This window comes from Microbacterium sp. LWH13-1.2, assembly GCF_038397735.1.
GTDB lineage: Bacteria > Actinomycetota > Actinomycetes > Actinomycetales > Microbacteriaceae > Microbacterium.
In genome coordinates this window covers 2,342,553-2,361,940 of sequence record NZ_CP151635.1, presented here as the reverse complement: position 1 = coordinate 2,361,940, position 19,388 = coordinate 2,342,553, and the positions used below count along the sequence as shown (strand labels likewise).

The 19,388-nt window shown below is 68.3% G+C and carries 22 protein-coding genes; 21 read left to right on the top strand and 1 reads right to left on the bottom strand.

The genetic code is table 11. The annotated features are described in order from the left end of the window. Positions 1–53: 53 nt before the first annotated feature. From secY to rplQ, 10 genes are all read left to right on the top strand, one after another. Positions 54–1,376: a preprotein translocase subunit SecY gene (gene secY / locus MRBLWH13_RS11330; RefSeq protein ID WP_056514161.1), complete on the top strand. Its 1,323-nt coding sequence runs from the start codon at positions 54–56 to the stop codon at positions 1,374–1,376. Then, positions 1,373–1,969, top strand: coding sequence for an adenylate kinase (locus MRBLWH13_RS11325; RefSeq protein WP_056312860.1), 597 nt, complete (start codon positions 1,373–1,375; stop codon positions 1,967–1,969). Before secY ends, MRBLWH13_RS11325 begins: the two co-directional genes overlap by 4 nt. A 10-nt stretch (positions 1,970–1,979) precedes the next feature. Next, positions 1,980–2,828, top strand: a complete 849-nt coding sequence (map, locus tag MRBLWH13_RS11320; protein WP_341955138.1) for a type I methionyl aminopeptidase — start codon at positions 1,980–1,982, stop codon at positions 2,826–2,828. Positions 2,829–2,984: 156 nt separating this feature from the next. Next, positions 2,985–3,644, top strand: a complete 660-nt coding sequence (locus tag MRBLWH13_RS11315) for a thioredoxin domain-containing protein (RefSeq protein WP_341955137.1) — start codon at positions 2,985–2,987, stop codon at positions 3,642–3,644. Between the two features lie 179 nt (positions 3,645–3,823). After that, the gene (infA, locus tag MRBLWH13_RS11310) at positions 3,824–4,045 is read left to right on the top strand and encodes a translation initiation factor IF-1 (protein ID WP_017201569.1); all 222 of its coding nucleotides are present in this window, start codon (positions 3,824–3,826) and stop codon (positions 4,043–4,045) included. 64 nt (positions 4,046–4,109) lie between these two features. Further along, positions 4,110–4,226 (top strand): 50S ribosomal protein L36, encoded by a 117-nt coding sequence (gene rpmJ, locus MRBLWH13_RS11305; RefSeq protein WP_005050492.1) that lies wholly within the window; start codon positions 4,110–4,112, stop codon positions 4,224–4,226. 155 nt (positions 4,227–4,381) lie between these two features. Next, on the top strand, positions 4,382–4,756 hold the full coding sequence (gene rpsM / locus MRBLWH13_RS11300) for a 30S ribosomal protein S13 (protein WP_045253827.1): 375 nt from the start codon (positions 4,382–4,384) through the stop codon (positions 4,754–4,756). Positions 4,757–4,788: 32 nt separating this feature from the next. Next, positions 4,789–5,187, top strand: a complete 399-nt coding sequence (gene rpsK / locus MRBLWH13_RS11295) for a 30S ribosomal protein S11 (RefSeq protein ID WP_045253826.1) — start codon at positions 4,789–4,791, stop codon at positions 5,185–5,187. Positions 5,188–5,321: 134 nt separating this feature from the next. After that, positions 5,322–6,311 (top strand): DNA-directed RNA polymerase subunit alpha, encoded by a 990-nt coding sequence (locus MRBLWH13_RS11290; protein ID WP_017829188.1) that lies wholly within the window; start codon positions 5,322–5,324, stop codon positions 6,309–6,311. Positions 6,312–6,374: 63 nt separating this feature from the next. After that, entirely contained in the window at positions 6,375–6,920 is a 546-nt protein-coding gene (gene rplQ / locus MRBLWH13_RS11285; RefSeq protein WP_056514152.1) for a 50S ribosomal protein L17, read from the top strand. 87 nt (positions 6,921–7,007) lie between these two features. Here rplQ and MRBLWH13_RS11280 read toward each other — a convergent pair whose 3' ends face one another. Next, positions 7,008–8,579: an AMP-binding protein gene (locus MRBLWH13_RS11280; protein ID WP_341955136.1), complete on the bottom strand. Its 1,572-nt coding sequence runs from the start codon at positions 8,577–8,579 to the stop codon at positions 7,008–7,010. Positions 8,580–8,710: 131 nt separating this feature from the next. Between MRBLWH13_RS11280 and MRBLWH13_RS11275 the strand changes: the two genes are divergently transcribed. The 11 genes from MRBLWH13_RS11275 to MRBLWH13_RS11225 are packed head-to-tail and all read left to right on the top strand — an operon-like array spanning position 8,711 to position 19,349. Continuing rightward, on the top strand, positions 8,711–9,511 hold the full coding sequence (locus MRBLWH13_RS11275) for a sulfite exporter TauE/SafE family protein (RefSeq protein WP_341955135.1): 801 nt from the start codon (positions 8,711–8,713) through the stop codon (positions 9,509–9,511). 60 nt (positions 9,512–9,571) lie between these two features. Beyond that, entirely contained in the window at positions 9,572–10,027 is a 456-nt protein-coding gene (locus MRBLWH13_RS11270) for a MaoC family dehydratase N-terminal domain-containing protein (RefSeq protein WP_341955134.1), read from the top strand. Further along, positions 10,027–10,425 carry a MaoC/PaaZ C-terminal domain-containing protein gene (locus MRBLWH13_RS11265; protein ID WP_341955133.1) on the top strand — a complete coding sequence of 133 codons (399 nt, stop codon included), beginning with the start codon at positions 10,027–10,029 and terminating at the stop codon, positions 10,423–10,425. Before MRBLWH13_RS11270 ends, MRBLWH13_RS11265 begins: the two co-directional genes overlap by 1 nt. Before the next feature lie 14 nt (positions 10,426–10,439). Then, positions 10,440–11,570, top strand: coding sequence for a UDP-N-acetylmuramate dehydrogenase (locus tag MRBLWH13_RS11260; RefSeq protein WP_341958292.1), 1,131 nt, complete (start codon positions 10,440–10,442; stop codon positions 11,568–11,570). A gap of 7 nt (positions 11,571–11,577) precedes the next feature. Further along, positions 11,578–12,198 (top strand): nicotinamide riboside transporter PnuC, encoded by a 621-nt coding sequence (gene pnuC / locus MRBLWH13_RS11255; RefSeq protein ID WP_341955132.1) that lies wholly within the window; start codon positions 11,578–11,580, stop codon positions 12,196–12,198. Positions 12,199–12,208: 10 nt separating this feature from the next. Further along, complete coding sequence (locus MRBLWH13_RS11250) at positions 12,209–13,279, top strand: AAA family ATPase (RefSeq protein ID WP_341955131.1); 1,071 nt, start codon at positions 12,209–12,211, stop codon at positions 13,277–13,279. A 4-nt stretch (positions 13,280–13,283) separates the two neighbouring features. Next, positions 13,284–14,852 (top strand): MoxR family ATPase, encoded by a 1,569-nt coding sequence (locus tag MRBLWH13_RS11245; RefSeq protein ID WP_341955130.1) that lies wholly within the window; start codon positions 13,284–13,286, stop codon positions 14,850–14,852. After that, positions 14,849–15,523, top strand: a complete 675-nt coding sequence (locus MRBLWH13_RS11240) for a potassium transporter Kef (protein WP_341955129.1) — start codon at positions 14,849–14,851, stop codon at positions 15,521–15,523. Before MRBLWH13_RS11245 ends, MRBLWH13_RS11240 begins: the two co-directional genes overlap by 4 nt. Next, the gene (locus MRBLWH13_RS11235; protein WP_341955128.1) at positions 15,520–17,394 is read left to right on the top strand and encodes a VWA domain-containing protein; all 1,875 of its coding nucleotides are present in this window, start codon (positions 15,520–15,522) and stop codon (positions 17,392–17,394) included. The genes MRBLWH13_RS11240 and MRBLWH13_RS11235 overlap by 4 nt, the downstream gene beginning before the upstream one ends. Next, positions 17,387–17,995, top strand: coding sequence for a phosphohydrolase (locus MRBLWH13_RS11230; RefSeq protein WP_341955127.1), 609 nt, complete (start codon positions 17,387–17,389; stop codon positions 17,993–17,995). The genes MRBLWH13_RS11235 and MRBLWH13_RS11230 overlap by 8 nt, the downstream gene beginning before the upstream one ends. Beyond that, the gene (locus MRBLWH13_RS11225; RefSeq protein WP_341955126.1) at positions 17,988–19,349 is read left to right on the top strand and encodes an AMP-binding protein; all 1,362 of its coding nucleotides are present in this window, start codon (positions 17,988–17,990) and stop codon (positions 19,347–19,349) included. The genes MRBLWH13_RS11230 and MRBLWH13_RS11225 overlap by 8 nt, the downstream gene beginning before the upstream one ends. Positions 19,350–19,388 lie beyond the last annotated feature (39 nt).

The window sequence follows — 19,388 nt, the reverse complement described above, 5'->3', positions numbered from 1 at the left end:
CCTGTTCTTTCAGCCGTCCCTCGGGGATCGGCAACCTTTTCAGGAGGACGTCCTTGTTTAGCGCCATCGCGCGGATCTTCCGCACGCCCGACCTGCGTCGGAAGATCGGTTTCACCCTCGCCATCGTCGCCATCTACCGGCTTGGCTCGAATGTCCCTGCTCCGTTCGTGAACTTCCCGAACGTCGAGGAGTGCCTGGCTCTGAACTCAGGCACGGAGGGACTCCTCGGGCTCGTCAACCTCTTCTCCGGTGGCGCGCTCCTCCAGCTCTCGATCTTCGCGCTCGGCGTCATGCCGTACATCACCGCGACGATCATCACCCAGCTCCTCCGGGTCGTCATCCCTCACTTCGAGGCGCTGCACAAGGAGGGTCAGGCCGGTCAGGCACGACTCACCCAGTACACGCGGTACCTGACGATCGCGCTGGCACTGCTGCAGTCGACGACCCTCGTCACGGTCGCCCGCAGCGGACAGCTCTTCGGCACGACCGACGTCGCCGCATGCCAGAACCTCCTCACCAACGACGTGTGGTGGGCGCAGCTGCTCATCATCATGGCGATGACCGCCGGCACCGGCCTCATCATGTGGTTCGCCGAGCTCGTCACCGAGCGCGGCATCGGCAACGGCATGTCGCTTCTGATCTTCACCTCGATCGCCGCCACCTTCCCCGGTGCCATGTGGCTCATCTGGGAGAGCAAGGGCTTCGAGGTCTTCCTCCTGGTGCTGCTGGTCGGGATCATCGTCATGGGCCTCGTCGTGTTCGTCGAGCAGTCGCAGCGTCGCATTCCGGTGCAGTACGCCAAGCGCATGGTCGGTCGCCGCACCTACGGCGGCACGAACACCTACATCCCGATCAAGGTGAACATGGCGGGTGTGATCCCCGTGATCTTCGCCTCGTCGCTCCTCTACATCCCGGCGCTGATCGCGCAGTTCAACACCCCGCAGGACGGCTCCGAGCCCGCCGCGTGGGTCACCTGGATCAGCGCGAACTTCACCACGGGAAACCACCCGGTCTACATGGCGGCGTACTTCCTGCTGATCATCGGGTTCACCTACTTCTACGTCGCGATCACGTTCAACCCTGTCGAGGTCGCCGACAACATGAAGAAGTACGGCGGGTTCATCCCCGGCATCCGTGCCGGTCGTCCGACGGCCGAGTACCTCGACTACGTGCTCACGCGCATCACGCTTCCCGGCTCGATCTACCTCGGCCTGATCGCGCTGATCCCGCTGATCGCTCTCGCCACCGTCGGCGCCAACCAGAACTTCCCGTTCGGTGGCGCGTCGATCCTCATCATCGTGGGTGTCGGTCTCGAGACGGTCAAGCAGATCGATGCGCAGCTGCAGCAGCGTCACTACGAAGGGCTCCTCCGATGACTCGATCAGCTCGTCTCCTCATCGTCGGACCGCAGGGGTCCGGCAAGGGCACGCAGGGTGTTCGCATCGCCGAGTCCTACGGCATCCCGGTCGTCTCCACCGGCGACATCTTCCGGGCGAACATCAAAGAGGGCACGCCGCTCGGCCAGCAGGTCACGGCTGTCCTCGACCGGGGCGACCTCGTTCCCGACGAACTGACGAGTGAGATCGTCCGCGATCGCCTGTCGCAGGATGACGCCGCGAACGGCTTCCTGCTCGACGGATACCCGCGCAACTCGGCTCAGGTGGCTCACCTCGACGCGTTCCTCGCGGAGCGAGGCGAGTCCCTCGACGCCGTCATCCTGCTCGACGTCCCTCGCGAGGAGAGCATCGAGCGTCTCAAGCTCCGCGCAGCGGAGCAGGGGCGGTCGGACGACACCGACGAGGCCATCGCACATCGCCTGGACATCTACGAGCACGAGACGGCTCCGATCCTCGAGGTCTACGGCCCCCGAGGCGTCGTCGACCGCATCGACGGAGTCGGCAGCCTCGACGAGATCACCGAGCGCGTGTTCGCTGCGCTGACCGCACGCGGTCTGCGCCTCGCCGCCTGACCCGCGCACTATGTTCCGCAAGTCGATCTACAAGAGCGCCGCACAGCTGCGCGCGATGGTCGAGCCCGGCCTCATCACGGCAGCGGCCCTCGAGGCCGTGCGTCCGCTGATCCGGCCCGGCGTCACGACGCTCGAACTCGACGCCGAGGCGAACAGGGTGATCCTCGCTCGCGGCGCGGAGTCGAACTTCCAGCTCGTGCGCGGCTACCGCCACACGACCTGCATCTCGGTCAACGAGGAGGTCGTGCACGGCATCCCCGGCGAGCGTGTGCTGCAGGCGGGCGACATCGTCTCGATCGACTGCGGCGCGCAGTACCAGGGCTGGAACGGAGACAGCGCGATCACCGTCGTCGTCCCGGATGACGGCCGCCCCGAGCTGGTCGCCCAGCGCGAGGAGCTCTCCCGAGTGACCGAGGGGTCGATGTGGGCCGGGATCGCCGCCATGGCGTCCGCCTCGCACCTGGGGGACATCGGAGCAGCCATCCAGGGCTACATCGAGGCACAGGGCCCGTCAGCGGTCTCCGGTGAGAGCTACGGCATCCTCCGTGAATACGTGGGTCACGGCATCGGCCGCAAGATGCACGAGGCGCCGAGCGTCTTCAACTACCGCACGCCCGACCCCGGCGCCGAGGTCAAGCCCGGGCTCGTGCTCGCCATCGAGCCGATGGTCACCGCCGGCAGCGACGAGACCTTCGTCGAGGACGACGACTGGACCGTCTCGACGGTCGACGGCACCGACGGGTCGCACTGGGAGCACAGCGTCGCCCTGCACGAGGGCGGCATCTGGGTGCTCACGTCCGTCGACGGGGGAGCGGCAGGCCTCGCACCTTTCGGCGTGACGCCGACGCCGATCGCCTGATCCGGCGGACGCTTCCGGTGACGTCCGTCGCGACGCAGAGCGTCGTCACAACGCGCACATAGGTTTCTCCGGGCACAATGGATGTATGGGTGCGCATGCACCCGCAGACTTCAGGCCGGGTCCACCGTGAGTGGGCCTCGACAGAAACGGAAAACCATGGCAGCCGCGAAAGGCAACACCAACTGGTTCGTGATCGGCGTCTCGGCGGCAGTGGTGGTCGTTCTGGCCGTCCTCGCCTTCGTCGTCGTGTCGCTCAACAACCAGGCGACCGACCCCGGCACCGCGCCGCAGAGCTCGATCGTGAACGAGGAGACCGGCGCGATCTCCTTCGGCACGGGCGAGGACGAGATCGACACGTACGTCGACTTCATGTGCCCCGTGTGCGGCCAGTTCGAGGACGCATACGGCGAGCAGCTGCAGACGGCGGCAGCCGACAACAAGATCACGCTGAACATCCACCCGGTCTCGATCCTCAACCGGTACTCGACGACGGGTCAGTACTCGTCGCTGTCGGCAGGCTCCATGTACTGCGTCGCCGCCGAGGCTCCGGACGCGACCCTGGACTACTTCAACCTGCTCTTCACGAACCAGCCCGAGGAGAACTCCGCGGGCCTCAGCGTCGAGGAGCTGAGCGCTCTCGCCGAGCAGGCGGGTGCGGGAGCTGCCGCCGACTGCATCGCGGACGGCACGTACACGAAGTTCGCCGACTCGCAGACGAAGGCCCACGACATCAAGGGAACTCCGACGGTCGAGGTCAACGGCACGCGCATCGACAACACCGAGATCGCGACCGAGTTCGCAAAGATCCTCGGCTGATCTGTCCGATATCGACTCGGGAGTTCCGGCATCCTGCTCAGGTTGCCGGAACTCCCGTTCTCGGATAACATAGATCCTTGGTGCCTTGCGCCTTGATTCGGCGTGTCTGAATCGGCAGAGGCATCGCAATCCAACCACCCACCGCAGATCGACCGATCTGCAGAAGCGTCAGCGAGGCTATGGCTAAGAAAGACGGTGTCATCGAGATCGAGGGCGTGATCTCCGAGGCTCTGCCCAACGCGATGTTCCGCGTTGAGCTCTCCAACGGACACAAGGTCCTGGCAACGATCTCCGGCAAGATGCGGCAGAACTACATCCGCATCATCCCCGAGGACCGCGTGGTCGTGGAGCTCAGCCCCTACGACCTCACCCGCGGCCGTATCGTCTACCGCTACCGCTGATCGGTCGAGAAGTAACGGCCTGCCCCAGCTCGGGGCGGTACGAAGACAGCGAACAGGAAACATCATGAAGGTCAACCCCAGCGTCAAGCCCATCTGCGATCACTGCAAGGTGATCCGTCGGCACGGCCGCGTCATGGTGATCTGCAAGAGCAACCCGCGCCACAAGCAGCGCCAGGGCTGACCACCCGTCGGCCACGCCGACGGACTCTTCGGATCTGACTCACAACTCAACACACACAACGGCAGGATCAGAACCCACGCGAGTGGGGGACACCTCGGGACAGAGGCCCGGGCACCGATCCTGCTCCACACCTCTACCAAACTCAGGAGAACCGCATGGCACGTCTTGCCGGCGTTGACATCCCGCGCGACAAGCGCGTGGTGATCGCCCTTACCTACATCTACGGCGTCGGCCGTACCCGCTCGGTCGAGATCCTCAAGGCGACGGACATCGACGAGAGCATCCGCGTGAAGGACCTCAGCGACGACCAGCTGATCGCCCTCCGCGACCACATCGAAGGTACCTACAAGGTGGAGGGTGACCTGCGCCGCGAGGTCGCCGCAGACATCCGCCGCAAGGTCGAGATCGGCTCCTACGAGGGCATCCGCCACCGTCGTGGCCTCCCGGTCCGTGGTCAGCGCACCAAGACCAACGCCCGTACCCGCAAGGGCCCGAAGCGCACCGTCGCAGGCAAGAAGAAGGCCCGCTAAGCGCGGCCCCCAGGGACTAGGAGAACACTTTCATGGCTGCACCCAAGGCCGCCGCGCGCAAGCCGCGCCGCAAGGAAAAGAAGAACATCGCGCTGGGCCACGCCCACATCAAGTCGACGTTCAACAACACCATCGTCTCGATCACCGACCCGTCCGGCGCTGTCATCAGCTGGGCATCGTCGGGTGGCGTGGGCTTCAAGGGCTCGCGCAAGTCGACGCCCTACGCCGCTGGCATGGCCGCCGAGTCGGCCGCCCGCCAGGCGCAGGAGCACGGCGTCAAGAAGGTCGACGTCTTCGTCAAGGGACCGGGCTCGGGTCGCGAGACCGCGATCCGTTCGCTGACTGCCGCCGGCCTCGAGGTCGGTTCGATCCAGGACGTCACCCCGCAGGCGCACAACGGCTGCCGCCCGCCGAAGCGTCGCCGCGTCTGATCCGGCTCGTCGAGCCGCTCGTGCCTCAGGGTCCGAGCGGCTCGACGCCCGCCAGCGGGCATCGACTCACAAAAACTCAAGACCTCACCCCACCACATGTCATATAGCGGGCATGTGATCGAAAGGAACACAGAGTGCTTATTGCACAGCGTCCCACACTGACCGAGGAAAAGATCGTCGAGAACCGGAGCCGGTTCATCATCGAGCCTCTGGAGCCCGGCTTCGGATACACGATCGGCAACGCGCTTCGTCGCAGCCTGCTGTCGTCGATCCCCGGCGCCGCGGTCACCAGCGTTCGCATCGACGGCGTGCTGCACGAGTTCAGCACCATCCCCGGCGTGAAGGAGGATGTCACCGAGATCATCCTCAACATCAAGCAGCTCGTCGTCTCGTCGGAGCGCGACGAGCCGATCACGGCGTACCTGCGCAAGACCGGTTCGGGCGAAGTGACCGCCGCTGACATCTCGGCTCCGGCCGGTGTCGAGATCCAGAACCCCGAACTCGTCATCGCGACCCTCAACGAGACCGCGAAGTTCGAGCTCGAGCTCACGATCGAGCGTGGCCGTGGCTACGTCTCGGCGACCCAGAACCGCAACGAGTACGCAGAGGCCGGTCAGATCCCGATCGACTCGATCTACTCGCCGGTCCTCAAGGTCAGCTACCGCGTCGACGCCACCCGTGCCGGTGAGCGCACCGACTTCGACAAGCTCGTCCTCGACGTCGAGACCAAGTCCGCGATCAGCCCCCGCGACGCGGTCGCTTCGGCTGCGAAGACGCTCACCGAGCTGTTCGGTCTCGCCCGCGAGCTGAACGTCGAGGCTGAGGGCATCGAGATCGGCCCGGCGCCGGTGGAGGCAGTGAACTCCAGCGAGCTGTCGATGCCGATCGAGGACCTCGACCTCTCGGTCCGCTCTTACAACTGCCTGAAGCGTGAGGGCATCAACACTGTTTCGGAGCTCGTCGCCCTGTCGGAGACGCAGCTCATGAACATCCGCAATTTCGGCCAGAAGTCGGTCGACGAGGTGCGCGACAAGCTCATCTCGCTCGGTCTGTCGCTCAAGGATTCGGTGCCCGGTTTCGACGGCGCCCACTTCTACGGCGGCAGCGAAGACGAGTCCTTCTGACCCACCCGGATTGTCATCTGGCAGAGGCCAGCTGACCCGACCTTTCCTGACCAGGAGTGAGATATGCCCAAGCCCACTAAGGGTCCCCGCCTCGGAGGCGGCCCCGCACACGAGCGCCTGCTGCTTGCCAACCTCGCGGCGGCTCTGTACACCCACAAGTCGATCAAGACGACCGAGACCAAGGCCAAGCGCCTGCGTCCGCTCGCCGAGCGTCTGATCACCTTCGCCAAGCGCGGAGACCTGCACGCTCGTCGTCGCGTTCTCTCGGTCATCGGTGACAAGGCAGTCGTGCACACGCTGTTCGCCGAGATCGCACCGCTGGTCGCCGACCGTGAGGGCGGCTACACCCGCATCACGAAGGTCGGCAACCGCAAGGGCGACAACGCGCCCATGGCCGTGATCGAGCTCGTCCTCGAGCCCGTCACCCCCAAGGCGAAGTCGACCAAGAAGGCCGCCAAGGCTGAGAAGCCTGCCGAGGTCGTCGAGGAGGCTCCGGTCGAGGAGGAGGCTCCTGTCGAGGAGTCCGCCGACGCCGGCGCCGAGTCGCAGGCCGAGGGAGAGGCAGCCGAGGCTGCCGCCGAGGACGCTGTCGAGAAGAAGTCCGAGTAAGCATCTCGCTCGCATGAAGAAGCCCGCCGCCCCGAAAGGGACGGCGGGCTTCTTCGTCGTCGGAGTGCTTCGACTCGGTGACCTCGATCAGCGGACGCGCAGGTCCTTGCGCAGGATCTTGCCCGACGCGGACTTCGGGATCGCCTCGATGAACTCGACCTGACGCACCTTCTCGTGCGGGGCGACATGCGCGGCGACGTGCGCCATCACCGCATCCGCGTCGAGCTGCGCACCCGACTGCAGGACCACGAACGCCTTCGGGACCTCCTGGCCGTCTTCGTCGAGGGCACCGATCACGGCGGCGTCGGCGATGGAGGGATGCTCGAGCAGCACCGCCTCGAGCACGGCGGGGGCGACCTGGTATCCCTTGTACTTGATGAGCTCCTTGAGGCGATCGACGATACGGAAGATCCCGTCGTGCGTGACGGTCGCGACGTCTCCGGTGTGCAGCCACCCGTCGGAGTCGAGCATCTCGGCCGTCGCATCCGGCCTGTTCAGATAGCCCTTCATGACCTGGGGGCCGCGGATCAGCAGCTCGCCTGGAGCGCTGGGGCCCTCGGCGGGCTCGTCGATGTCGCGCCCGTCATCCCCGAGCAGCCTGGCCTCGGTGTTCGCGAGCAGCATGCCGACCGAGGAGCGGTCGATGTCCGCGCGATCGTAGGGAATCGCATGCGTGACGGGGCTGGTCTCGGTCATGCCGTAGCCCTGGCAGACGATGCATCCGAGGCGGTTCGCGACGGCCGAGGCCAGTGCGCCGTCGAGGGGAGCGGCGCCGGAGAAGATCACCTTGATGGCCGACGTGTCGTACTGGTCGACGAGCGGATGCTTGGCCAGCGCGACGGCGATCGGCGGGGCGATGAACACCCAGGTCGTACGGTGCTCCTGCACGACGCGGAGGAACTCGGCGAGATCGAACTTCGGCATCGTGACCAGCGCGGCGCGCTGTCGCAGCGCGAAGTTCAGAAGGACGGTCATGCCGTAGATGTGGAAGAACGGCAGGACGGCGAGCACGCGGTCGTCATCGCCGAGCGAGATCGTCGAGCGGCACTGGCTCACGTTCGCGATCAGGTTGCGGTGCGTGAGCATGACCCCTTTGGGGCGTCCCGTCGTGCCGGACGAGTACGGGAGCACGGCCAGGTGCGTCGCCGGGTCGAACGAGACCTCGGGTGCGGAGTGGCCTTCGCCGAGCATCGCGGGCAGAGACGGGTGGCCCTCCGCGCCGTCGAGGACGATCACGTGGTCGTCGTCGAAGCCGAGCGCTGCTGCGGCGGCCTTCGCGCCGGGAAGAAGGGGGGTGACGGTGACGAGCCAGGTGGCCTCGGCATCCGTCAGCTGGTTGGCGATCTCCTCGGGTGTGTAGAGGGAGTTGATGGTCGTCGCGGTCGCTCCCGCGCGCAGGATGCCGTGGAACACCGTGGCGAACGCCGGGACGTTCGGGCACAGCACTCCCACCTTCGTGCCCACTCCGACGCCACGCGCGGCGAGTGCGCCGGCGAACAGGTCTATCTGTCGGATCAGTTGCCGATAGGTCGTCGTCGCGCCGCTGACGCCGTCGACGATCGCGACCGCGTCGAGCCGGTGCTCCTCGACATCGCCGAACAGGAACTCGTGGATCGAGACCGCAGGGATCTCGACATCGGGATAGGAACTGCGCACCATGAGATCTCCTTCGATCCGGTGAGGCGACGACGCCGTCTGATGCGATCCAGTGTCGCACACTAAGGCACCGAGTCCCAGGGTCTGCGGGCGGCCCGTCAGCGGGGTCGGATGCCCGGGAGTAGGCTGATCCGGTGACTGATGCAGAGACCCTGAGCAGAGGGCCTCGCGCCTATACGGCATTCATCGGGATCGGCCTGATCGCAGGCCTCCTCTCCGGCCTCTTCGGCGTCGGCGGCGGCACGGTCATCGTCCCGCTCCTCGTGCTCTTCCTGCATTTCAACCAGCGGCTGGGGGCCGGCACATCCCTCGCGGCGATCGTCCCGACGGCGACGGTCGGCGTCATCTCCTACGCGATCAACGGCTCGGTCGCCTGGATCCCCGCACTGATCCTCGCCGCAGGTGCGGTCGTCGGTGCGCAGATCGGCACCCGACTGCTGCCGAAGATCTCGCAGACGGTGCTGCGCTGGTTCTTCGTGGGCTTCCTCGTGGTCGTGATCGTGAGCCTGTTCCTGGTCGTTCCCTCGCGTGACGCCGAGTTCGAGCTGCAGCTGCTCAACGGGCTCGCCCTGCTCGCGGTCGGCGTCGGCACCGGCATCCTCGCCGGCCTGATCGGTGTCGGCGGAGGCGTGATCGTGGTGCCCGTGCTGATGCTGGCATTCGGCACGAGCGACCTCGTGGCCAAGGGCACCTCGCTGCTCATGATGATCCCCACCGCGATCTCGGGCACGATCGGCAATCTTCGCAACCGCAACGTCGACCTCCTCGCGGCGGCGATCGTCGGCGTCTCGGCCTGCACGACCACCGCACTCGGCGCCTGGCTGGCCACCCTGATCGACCCTCTGGTGGGCAACATGCTCTTCGCGGCATACCTCGTGGTGATCGCGGTGCAGATGGCGATGAAGGCGATCAAGGGGCGCAGGAAGAAGGACTGAGCGGTCTTTGATCCGGCCCGCGAGCACCGCGCTCCACGACCGAGAAAGTAGGATCGAGGGGTGGCAGTGAATCAAGAGCTTGTCGGTCGTGAGTTCCCCCCGACCGCCCCCTACCTCGTCGGCCGTGAGAAGGTGCGCGAGTTCGCGCGTGCCGTCTTCGCCGATGCCCCTCAGCACACCGACGTCGAGGCCGCTCGTGCAGCGGGGTTCGACGATGTCGTGGCGCCCCCGACCTTCGCGATGGTCATCCAGGACCACACCCTTCAGCAGCTGCTCGCCGAGCCGGATTCCGGCATCGTCCTCGCGCGCACGATCCATGCCGAGCAGAAGTTCTCGTACACCCGGCCGATCGTCGCCGGCGACGAGCTCACTGGGCGGCTCAGCGTCACCGGCATCCGCATGATGGGCGGCAACGCCATGATCACGAGCGCCGCCGAGATCACGGATGCCGCAGGCGCACACGTCGTCACCGCCACCAGCGTGCTGCTGGTCGGCGCCGAAGAAGGAGCCGCGTGATGCCTTTCGCCGTCGGAGACGTGGTCGCAGAGCGCACCGTCCACCTCACGCGGGAGTCGCTCGTCCGGTACGCCGGTGCCTCGGGCGACTTCAACCCGATCCACTACCGTGACGACATCGCCGCCTCGGTGGGGCTGCCCGGTGTCCTCGCGCACGGCATGCTCACGATGGGCATCGCCTCGTCTGTGGTCGTCGCCGCTCTCGAGCCGGGCGCGCGGATCCTCGACTACGGCGTGCGGTTCACCAAGCCCGTCGTCGTCGACCCCGCCGACGGAGCCGATCTGCACGTGCTCGCAACCGTCGGAGCGGTCGACGAGACGTCGACGAGAATCGACCTCAAGGTCACGTTCGGCGAGACGACCGTGCTCGTCAAGGCGCAGCTGCGCATCGCCTCCTGATGGGTGACCGCGTGGTGCACGAGATCGAGCCGCTGCAGCTCTCGACGCTGACGACGCTCCGCACCGGGGGAGCGCCCGAGCGGATGCTCGAGGCCTCGACCACGGCAGAGCTCGTCGACGCCCTCACCGAGGTGTGGTCCCGCGGCGAGGAGTGGTTCGTCCTCGGGGGCGGCTCCAACCTGTTCATCGGCGATGAGCCGTTCGAGGGCACGGTGATCCGCGTCCTGACCCGCGGCATCGAAGAGCTTCCCTCGCCGCACGCAGGTCGCGTCCGGCTGCGGGTGCAGGCGGGCCACAGCTGGGACGACCTCGTCGCCTACGCCGTCGAGCACGGCTATGCCGGTCTAGAGGCGATGAGCGGCATCCCCGGCACCGTCGGCGCGGCTCCCGTGCAGAACATCGGCGCCTACGGGCAGGAGATCCAGGAGACCCTCGTCGAGGTCGAGCTGATCGACGAGGCGACGGGTGAGGTCTCCGTGGTGTCCGCCGCAGAGCTCAGGCTCGGATTCCGCACGTCCGTGCTCAAGCACCACTACGGCAGCGTGCCGCAGCGACGAGCCGTCATCCTGTCGGTCACGGTCGATCTGGTCGTGGCCGAAGAGCGTATCGTCCGCGGCGAGCAGCTGCGTCGGGCTCTCGCGCTCGACTCGGATGCTCCGGTGCCGCTCGCATGGGTGCGTGAGCGCATCCTCGCCACCCGGGCGTCGAAGGGCATGCTGCTCGACGAGCACGATCCCGACACTCATGGCGTCGGATCGTTCTTCCAGAATGCGATCGTGCCCGATGCCGTGGCGCGCGCGCTGCCGCCCGAGTGCCCTCGCTGGCCTGTGGCCCCCGACCTCGATGCCGTGACGGTGATCCCGCTCGCGTCGTACGACGGGTTCGTGCCGCCGGTCAAGACCGAGGCTCCGGATGTCAAGGTGAGCGCCGCGTGGCTGATCGAGCAGGCCGGCATCCGCAAGGGCTTCGCGCTGCCTCGGTCGCGTGCGTCGGTCTCGACCAAGCACGCCCTGGCACTGACGAACCGTGGCGGCGCGACCGCCGCCGAGGTCTCGGAGCTCGCGCGCTTCATCCAGAGCCGCGTGCACGCCGAGTTCGGTCTGGTGCTGCAGCCGGAGCCCGTGCTGCTCGGCGTCGAACTGTAGGAGCCCCGTGCTCGAATGGCTCCAGGCCGAGTGGCCTCAGGTTCTCGGTTTCGTCACGGGAGCGGTCTGCGTGTGGCTCGCGGGGCGTCGGAACGTCTGGAACTACCCGATCGGCATCGCCAACAACGTGGTGCTGTTCGTCGTCTTCATCGGCGCGGGGCTCTACGCCACGGCAGTGCTGCAGGTCGTCTATCTGCTCATGGGAGTGCACGGCTGGTGGCGCTGGACGCACGGCGCCGAGCAGAGCCGCACGTACGTCGCGAACACCCCGCGCCGAGCGTGGCCGTGGCTCGCGCTCGCCGCGATCGCCGGCGCTGCGGTGCTGGTGTGGGTGCTCACGACGTTCACCGACTCGCAGGTGGCGATCCCGGATGCCGCGACCACCGCCGCGAGTCTCGTCGCGCAGTACATGCTCAACCGCAAGTGGATCGAGAACTGGTTCGTCTGGATCGGCGTCGACATCGCATTCGTCGGCCTGTCGATCGTCGCGGGCCTCTGGGTCATCGCCGCGTTGTACGCCCTCTTCATCGGACTCTGCGTGATCGGCTACCGGTCGTGGCGACGGGCTGCGGTCACCGATCGCGGTTCCGCAGCCACGGATACGACGTCCGCTCCCGCGCGGGCATGAGGCGGCGGGCATGAGCGGTCATGGACTGGTCCTCGGCAAGTTCTACCCGTTCCACAGCGGGCATGCGCACCTCATCCGTCAGGCGCAGCGCGAAAGCGACCGGGTCACCGTCCAGGTGCTCGGCGCCTCGGTCGAGTCGATCCCGCTCGAGGTGCGCGCCGACTGGATCCGTGAGTCGCACCCGGGTGTGCGGGTGGTCGCCGCGATGGACGACGCCCCGGTCGATTTCGAATCGGAGGCCGCGTGGGACGAGCATATGGCGCTGATCGGGTCGCTGCTCGATGAGCCCGTCGACACCGTGTTCTCGTGCGACGCATACGGGGGCGAGCTGGCGAGGCGACTCGATGCCCGCTGGGTGCGGATCGACGAGGGGCGGCGCATCAACCCGGTCTCGGGCACAGCGATCCGCGCCGACGTCGCCGGCAACTGGCACGAGCTCGCGCCGGCCGTGCGCGCCTGGCTGACCGCCCGCGTCGTGGTGCTGGGGGCGGAGTCCACCGGATCCACGACCCTCGCTGCGGCGCTGGCCGAGAGGCTGGGAACGCTGTGGGTGCCGGAGTACGGGCGCGAGCACTCCGAGATCCGCGAGGGGGGCCTCGAGGCGCCGTGGCGCAGCGACGAGTTCGACCTGATCGTCGATCGGCAGATCGCTCTCGAACACCGCGCTCTGCGGGAGGTGCCGGTGCCGGTGCTGGTCTGCGACACCGACGTGCTCGCGACAGCTCTGTGGCATGAGCGCTACGTCGGTTCGACGGCCGCGCGCCTGTACGAGGCCGCCGCCGCACATCCGCCGTTGCTCTACGTCCTCACGGGCGACGAGATCCCGTTCGTGCAGGACGGGATGCGCGACGGCGAGCACATCCGCCAGGGCATGCAGCAGCGCTTCCGCGATGTGCTGGCGGCGCAGGACGCGCCCTGGTTGGAGGTGCATGGCGACGTGCCGACGCGGGTCGAGGCCGCGGCATCCGCTCTGCAGCCCCTCCTCGCCGAGCACCTGAGCTTCGCGGTTCCGCTCGAGGCGCGGCCGCTCGACGAGCAGCGTGCGCTCCAGCGGCACGCCCGATCGACATCGTTAGGATGATCGCATGCCCGACCGCTGGAACAGAGTATCCGCCTCGCCCACAAACCCAGGCAGCGGACACGGTGTCGAGGCGCTGACTGCCGAAGACCTGTTCCGTCCGGCCGCACGGGCCGCGGTTCCGCTCGACGAGAAGCTCCGCCAGGTCTACTACTGGATCGTCAATCGGGCGGTGATCTCGCCGTACTACGACATGGAGTTCTCGCACGGCGAGCCGCTCTCGATCGGGCTGGGCGATGCCGGGGCTGACGTATCGCTGCCGACGCAGGCGTCGTTCTCATCCAACGTCCTCGTGCCGCTGCTCACCTTCGCGGTGGGCGGCAGATGCCTGCTGATCGGCGGACCCGGTCGGGGCAAGACCACCGTCGCCGTGCTCATGGGGGTGCTCGCGGGCACCTCGTCGGCGGATGTCAGGCGGGCCGTGCAGCAGGGGCAGCCTCAGCTCACGGTCAGCGATCTCGTCGGCATCCCGCTGCCTCGCGATCTCGTCGGAGCCGAGCGGCTGACCGACATCCGCATCGCCTGGCGCGACTGGCTGGGCCTTCCCGTCAAGATCATCGACGAGTACAACCGCATCCCCACGAAGACCCAGTCGGCGCTGCTGACGATGGTCGCGGAGGGCTACGTCGAGAGTCATGACCAGATGCGCCGCACCGCGCCGGACGGGGGAGTGGAGAGCTGGTTCTTCACCGCGAACGACGACGCGGGCGGCGGCACCTTCCCCGTCATCCAGGCGCTGCGCGACCGCATGGACGTCACCGTGCAGGCGGCCGGGTTCAACAGCCGGTTCTTCGCCGAGCTGATCACCCGGGTCGAGGCGGGGGAGAAGCCCGAGGAGCACGTGCCGTCCGAGCTCTCGTTCGACCCGGCGCAGCAGCACGAGATGCGCGCGCGGATCCGCGCGGTGCCCATCCCGGATGCCGTGCGCGAGCGCCTGCGGTTCTTCCTCAGCCACTTCGAGTTCGTGCAGCACGGCGGACGCCGTTTCGAATATCGCACCAAGGACGTCGTGACGACCGCGGGCGGACGCGTCGGCGAGGTCATCGAGGCGAACAGCGGTGCCGACCTCGAGGTCGACCTCGGAGCCCAGACCCGCAACGGACTCTCTGTGCGCGCTCTGCAGACGCTCATCATGTACGCCAAGGCCATGGCCTGGTTCCGGGGCGTGGACGCCGTCGAACTCGACGACGTCGCGGCTGTCCTGCCCTTCGTGCTCCGCGGCAAGCTGCTGCCCAACGCCACGCATCCGCGCTTCGACGTCGGAGCCGAGCGCGAGCTCAGCACCGACACCGTCAGCTGGCTGGCCGACCTGTTCGCCCAGTCGTGCCGACAGTACGACGCGCTCGGACGCGATGCCGACGACGAGGTGGCCGTGCTCCTCGCGGAGTTCGACCGCGGCCTCGACGGCCTGCCGGCACTCGAGGCCTCTCGTCGCATCACCGCGGTCGAGGCGCAGCTGCGCCGGATCGCCACGGTCGGCAAGCTGTACGGCCGCGACTTCGACGACGTCATCGCGTTGAAGTATCTGCATCAGCGCTACACCGCCTACGTGCGCTGGCAGGAGATGCGCGGGTGAACCGCGTTCCCGTGCAGCTGGCGAACGTCTCGGCGCCGTTCCCGCACGCGGTCCTCCCCGATCTCTCGGCGGCGGGCCTCGACGCCGCACTCGCGGCGGAGTCGGTGCGGGGTGCCCACGGCGATCCGCTGCTGTTCCGCCGCGCGCTCGCCGCAGGAGTCGCGCTCGCTCCGGCATCCCTGACCGACAGAGAGAGCGCGCTCGATCTCGTCGCGATCGCCGCGTGGCGTGCAGGCGCGCTCGGGCTGCGCGCCGACGCACTCGCCCGGCTCGGTGGTCTCGACTCCGCGGAGCAGCGGGTGTCGGCGGCCGCGTCCCTCGGCATCGGCGTCGACCTGCTCGACGAGTTCCGGCGCCGGCAGCGAAGCGATCGCTTCTGGTGGCCGGGCCGCGCCGATCAGCGGGGATACGTTCTCGCCACCGGAGGCTTCCGAGGCCTCGGCGGTGCGTGGATCCGTCCGCCCGAGCGTGTGGAACGCGTGCCCGATGACGGGGCCTTCGCGTTCCTCGTCGCTGATGCCTGGTGGCGTCTCGACAGTGACGTGTGGGGCGCGCGTCTCTCCCTGCTTCCCGAACGACCGAAGACGACCGAGCCGAGCGGTGACGGGGTGACCATCGTGATCGGGCCGGACACGCACCTGGCCTGGGTGCACGTGCGGGAGCAGGGGTGACGGCCCTCCCCGATCGGGTCCCGCTCACGGACGACGCCCGTTCGGCGTGGGAGCGGGCGCTCGCCCTGTGGCGGGTGCGGCTCGACGACCCGGCCGTCCGGCCGGGCGCGGCTGCGGCACACGGCGCCCCCGCGTGGTTCTCCTTCCCCCCGTCGGTGACCGTCGACCCGCGCTATCTCGCCGACCGCGGGCTCGCGGACGAGTTGTGGAGCATGTTCGCCCACGAGATCGGGCACCACGTGCTCGCCCCCAGCACCCGCGTCGACTCGCTCAAGATCGACCACCAGATGGCGCGCGCGATCACCGCGGCGACCGTGCACGTGAATGCGCGGGAAGGCGCGCGGCGGCTCTCGAATCTGTGGAGCGATCTGCTCGTGAACACACGGGTCGCCCAGCTGCAGCGGGCGGAGCAGACCGGCACGCCCATCGCCACCCGAGATCTCGGCATCGTCCGGCTCGGCCTCGCGCTCTATCCTGCTCCCGAAGACAGCGGCGACCGACTGTGGTGGGTGTACTGCCGCGCGTACGAGCTGCTCTGGCAGCTGCCGGCAGGCACCCTGTGCCCGCTCGAGGCGCCGCCCCGACCGGAGCGCGCCCGTGTGCAGGCCACCTTCGTGCCGCTGAGTCAGATCCCCGAGAGACACCGTGAGAAGGAACGCCTGCTGCGCGCAGCGCAGGCCGAACGCGAGAGGGTCGCGGCAGAGCTCGCCGGAGCGACGGCGACGAACCCGGCTGTCGACGCCGCTCTCGTCGCGGATGCCGTGCGCTCGTTCGCCACCGACCCGGTCTCGGGGGCCGCACTGTTCGGGGTGATCGCCGCCCCCTATCTCGCCGAGCAGGCGGGAGCGGCGGAGCCGGGCGCCGGCGAGTCACTCGTCGGATGCGGAGTCGACGACGCCCCGGCCACAGCCGAAGAGCTCGGCCGAATCCTCGCCGATCAGCGTCTGCGTGACGATCTGCCACGGCACCCCGGCATGGTGCGGGATCCCGACGGAGAAGAGGATCTCGAGGATTCGACCAACGACGGAGTCAAGAAAGACGGACAGCGTCTGACCATCGCGCGCACGCTCGCGCTGTACCGGGAGAGCGGGGAGGATGCCGTGCTCGCCGCCTGGTATCGCAACGAGGCGGCCGCATGGGTGCGCCCGTACACACGCCCCGCTCCTTCGACGCCGACCGGCGGCATCCCCGGTCCCGTGGAGCTGTGGGAGGTGGGAGACGCGCTCGCCGACCTCGACTGGCCGCTGACTCTGAGATCGGGGACCGTGATTCCCGGGGTCACGACCCGTCGGCGTTCGGAGCTCGACGACGAGCCGATCGTCCGCGAGACGAGTCTCGAGCTCGACCTCTACATCGACTCCTCCGGATCGATGACGCATCCGCGCAACGGCTCGCCCGCTGTGCTCGCCGGCACGATCCTCGCGCTGTCGATCCTCCGCGGCGGAGGAAGAGTCAGGGTCACGAGCTTCTCGGGCACGGGAGAGGTCGCGGGGATGCGCCGGTTCGGACGCGACCCCGCTGAGATCATCGCCGCGATCTCGCTGTTCTTCGGCAGATCGACGTCATTCCCGCTCGACCTGTACGCCGCGAGATACGCGGGGCTTCCTCCGGCGGGCGACGACGATCAGCGTCACGTCGTGGTGCTCTCCGACGACGGACTGGTGTCGATGTTCGGTGTCGGCAACGAGCCCTACGAGGGCGTCGCCCGCACCGTCCGAGACGTGCTCACCACCGGTACGCTCGTGCTCATGGATCGCAGACACCAGGTCGCCCAGCTCGCCGAGCGCGACGGCTACGACGTGGTCTACCTGCAGACGATGGCCGACGCTCCGGCGGCGTGCGCGGCCCTGGCGGAGGCTCTGCATGGCTGACACCGAGGCACTGCTCGCCGTGTGGAGCGAGCGCTCGGGCGGAGAGGCCGAGGCCTGGGCGCGTGCGAGAACCGGGCCCTCGCTCGATTCGGTGGCCGCACGTCTCTCCCGCGTGCCCCAGGAGTTCCTCGACGAGCGGATCTCGCTGCGTGCCCTCGCAGGAGACGTCCTCGGCGGTCAGATCGTGTCCGCCGGGTTCGACGATGATCCTCGGGTGCGTCAGGGGGCCGCGATCGGACTGTGGCTCGTCGCCAGCGAGGGTCTCCTCGAACCGCTCGACCCGGCCCTCTCGACCGGACAGGCAGCCCTCGCCGTCGATGCGCTCGCGCTGCGTGTCGCCCCGGTCGCCGCTCCCGCGGAGTGGACCTCCGATGATGAGCGGCGTACCGAGGCCGCCCGCACGTTCCTGCTCTGGTGCGGCTTCCTCCCCGCGGGGGAGGATGCGGCGACAGCTGCCTCCCTTCTCGCCGCGTGCGACTCGCTGGCGCGTGACCGGGCGCTCGCCGAGGCATATGAGGGCCACAGACACCGCGCCGACATCGCCCGCAAGCTCGACGAGGCCCGCCGCAAGGAGGCGGCGGCGCGGTACTCCAGTGAGTGACCCCGACCTCCGCGGTGCGCTGACCCTCGCGGAGTACGCGCCGGGAGAGGCTGCGGTGCTCGCCGACGCGGAGCGCTGGCCGACCATCGACGCTGAGGGATCATCGAGGCTCGAGCACTGGCGTGCGCATCCCGACGCCCCGCGCTGGACCCACGCGACCGGTGACCGCCTCACGGCCGAGCAGGTCGAGCGGGTGCGGCATCCGCTTCCCACCGACGGCTGGCTCCGCGAGCACCTCGATGCCGCGCGGCGCACGCTGCGCTATCGGGGGATGCCGGAGGATGCCGCGCTCCAGGACTACCCGACGATCGCACGGGCCGACCTCGTCGACGACCTCGCTGCGTTCGTGCCGCTCGATGCGGATCTCTCCCGCATGCTGCACGGCACGAGCTCGGGCTCGACCGGAGCGGCGCTGCTCATCCCCGACGACGTCGAGGAGGTCGCGCGCGGCTTCCACCTGCTGGTCGCGCTCGCCGCATCCGCCGGGGCCACGGTCACCGACGACGACGAACGGATGGCGGTGGCGAATCTCGTCTTCCAGAGGCAGGCATTCACCTACGTGTCGGTGATCTCGAGCTTCTCGCACCGCGCCATGGCCCGGCTGAATCTGCATCCGTCCGCCTGGAGCGACGGCGACGCGCGCGCCCGATTCCTCGCGGAGGCGGATCCGCAGATCCTGAGCGGGCATCCGACGAGCCTCGCCGAGCTTCTGGATGCCGGACTCGACGCCGTGCTGCACCCGGCCGTGATCATCTCGGGTGCCATGGCGCTGTCCGCACCGCTGCGGGCGCGCCTCGAGACGGCGTTCGGATGTCCGGTGATCGACGTCTACGGGCTCCACGAGACGCGCCCGATCGCCGCGCGCACCGACGACGGGTCGTTCCGGATCCTCGATCGGCGGGTGCGTGTCGAAGTTCTCGAACCGCATCGAGACGTCGCCGTGCCCCCGGGCGTCATGGGAGAGATCGTGGTGACCGCGGGGGAGAACCCGCTGCTGCCGCTGGTGCGTTATCGCACCGGCGACTTCGGCCGGCTCGTCGGCCTCGACGACGGCGCGTTCGGCATCGCCGACCTCGAAGGCCGCGAGAACACGCGCTTCCGCGCGGCCGACGGCACGCTCGTGCCGTGCGTCGAGCTGACGCAGCAGCTGCAGGCCCGAGGTGCGCTGGGGTGGTCGATCGAGCAGGGCGACGACGGGCGGGTGCGCGCGGCGATCGCGGGCGGCGACGAGACGGGCATCCGCACGGCTCTTCACGCGCTGCTCGGGATGCCGGTGGAGCTGCACAGCGTCACACGCCTCATCGACCTCGGCGAGGGAAAGCCCCGACGCTATCGCAGCAGCGTCCCCGATTGACGGCATCGACCTGACTGACAATGCCGTCCGTTCGCCGTA

Coding starts and splice junctions, on each gene's coding strand:
- MRBLWH13_RS11325 (WP_056312860.1), top strand. CDS start 1,373: ATGACTCGATCAGCTCGTCTCCTCATCGTCGGACCGCAGGGGTCCGGC.
- map (WP_341955138.1), top strand. CDS start 1,980: ATGTTCCGCAAGTCGATCTACAAGAGCGCCGCACAGCTGCGCGCGATG.
- MRBLWH13_RS11315 (WP_341955137.1), top strand. CDS start 2,985: ATGGCAGCCGCGAAAGGCAACACCAACTGGTTCGTGATCGGCGTCTCG.
- infA (WP_017201569.1), top strand. CDS start 3,824: ATGGCTAAGAAAGACGGTGTCATCGAGATCGAGGGCGTGATCTCCGAG.
- rpmJ (WP_005050492.1), top strand. CDS start 4,110: ATGAAGGTCAACCCCAGCGTCAAGCCCATCTGCGATCACTGCAAGGTG.
- rpsM (WP_045253827.1), top strand. CDS start 4,382: ATGGCACGTCTTGCCGGCGTTGACATCCCGCGCGACAAGCGCGTGGTG.
- rpsK (WP_045253826.1), top strand. CDS start 4,789: ATGGCTGCACCCAAGGCCGCCGCGCGCAAGCCGCGCCGCAAGGAAAAG.
- rplQ (WP_056514152.1), top strand. CDS start 6,375: ATGCCCAAGCCCACTAAGGGTCCCCGCCTCGGAGGCGGCCCCGCACAC.
- MRBLWH13_RS11280 (WP_341955136.1), bottom strand. CDS start 8,579: ATGGTGCGCAGTTCCTATCCCGATGTCGAGATCCCTGCGGTCTCGATC.
- MRBLWH13_RS11265 (WP_341955133.1), top strand. CDS start 10,027: ATGCCTTTCGCCGTCGGAGACGTGGTCGCAGAGCGCACCGTCCACCTC.
- MRBLWH13_RS11250 (WP_341955131.1), top strand. CDS start 12,209: ATGAGCGGTCATGGACTGGTCCTCGGCAAGTTCTACCCGTTCCACAGC.
- MRBLWH13_RS11245 (WP_341955130.1), top strand. CDS start 13,284: ATGCCCGACCGCTGGAACAGAGTATCCGCCTCGCCCACAAACCCAGGC.
- MRBLWH13_RS11230 (WP_341955127.1), top strand. CDS start 17,387: ATGGCTGACACCGAGGCACTGCTCGCCGTGTGGAGCGAGCGCTCGGGC.